The organism is Actinoplanes sp. NPDC048791, from assembly GCF_040650095.1.
In the GTDB taxonomy this organism is placed as follows: domain Bacteria; phylum Actinomycetota; class Actinomycetes; order Mycobacteriales; family Micromonosporaceae; genus Actinoplanes.
Genome location: NZ_JBEZGQ010001595.1, coordinates 1 through 1,333 on the forward strand (window position 1 = coordinate 1; position 1,333 = coordinate 1,333).

The following is a 1,333-nucleotide window of genomic DNA, read 5'->3' on the forward strand; positions in this document are numbered from 1 at the left end:
CGGGATGACGGCGGCGGCCGCCAGCACCACGAACAGCGCGGCCGCGACAGCCGCGAGACCCAGCACCAGCTGGGTGGACGACCCGGGCGCGGGGCTCTGCAGGGCGGCGAACACCCAGAACCCCAGCAGCAGCATGCCTGAAACGCTACGCGCGCGGCGCAACCTTCGTTTTCCGGAGACCGCGGCCGGGTAATTTGCGGTCATGGCAACTTCGGAGAGCGCGGCGACGGCAACAACGATCTCCGAGGAGATGGCCGACGAGGCGGAAGCCCAGGGACTCCTCACGCTCGGCGTGGAGGAGGAGTATCTGCTCGTCGACGCCACCGAGCCCCGGGCGGTCGACCGCGTCGAGGAGGTGTTCGACCACCTCGGCGACGACATCCGCGACTCGGTGCAGCACGAGTTCGTGCGCAGCCAGATCGAGACGGCCAGTCCGCCCCAGCTGGAACTGCGCGATCTCTTCGAATCGATGACCCGGCTGCGGGCCGGGCTGGGTGCCGCGACCGAGCGCGCCGGCGCCCGGCTGGTCGCGGTCGGCGCGAGCCCCGCGCCCGGGGAGCACTCCCGGATCGTCGACAAGCCCCGCTACCACCGGATGCGCGAGCGCTTCGGTGACCTCTCCCCCGGCGGCGGTCTCAACGGCATGCACGTGCACGTCAGCGTCCCCGACCCGGAGACCGGCGTGCAGGTGCTCAACCACCTGCGGCCCTGGCTGCCGATCTTCCAGGCCGCGACGGCGAACTCGCCGTTCTTCGACGGCCGCGACACCGGGTACGCGAGCTGGCGCTCGATGCTCTGGGAGCGCTGGCCCACGGTCGGCCCGACGCCGTACCTGGAGTCCCACGAGCAGTACGAGACGATGATCTCCGACCTGGTCGCGAGCGGCGCGATGCTCGACGAGGGAATGCTCTACTGGTACGCCCGGCTGTCGGCGAACTACCCGACCGTGGAGATCCGGATGGGCGACGTCTGCCCCACCCCGGACGACGCGATGCTGCTGGCCGCGCTCGCCCGCGCACTGGTCGCGACCCTGCTGCGGGAGGTCGAGGACGGCCGGACGGCGCCGAACGTGCCGCACCCGCTGCTGATGGCCGCGCACTGGCGCGCCGCGCACGACGGGCTGGAAGGCCTCAACATCGACATGGCCACCCGGGAGCCTCGGCCGGCCTGGAAACTGATGCGCCAGCTCTTCGACTACGTACGCCCGGAGCTCGAACGCCACGGCGACCTGGAGATGACCACCGTCCTGCTCGGACGGCTGCGCGCGCACGGCACCGGCGCGGCCCGGCAGCGGGCGTTGCTGGCGCAGCGGGGCTCGGTCGCGGCCGTCGTG

At 72.0% G+C, this 1,333-nt stretch carries 1 protein-coding gene; it reads left to right on the top strand.

Annotation, left to right across the window (positions count from 1 at the left end):
- Positions 1–202 precede the first annotated feature (202 nt).
- The coding region (locus tag AB0C29_RS48805; RefSeq protein ID WP_360835247.1) for a glutamate--cysteine ligase at positions 203–1,333 on the top strand (1,131 nt) is incomplete at its 3' end.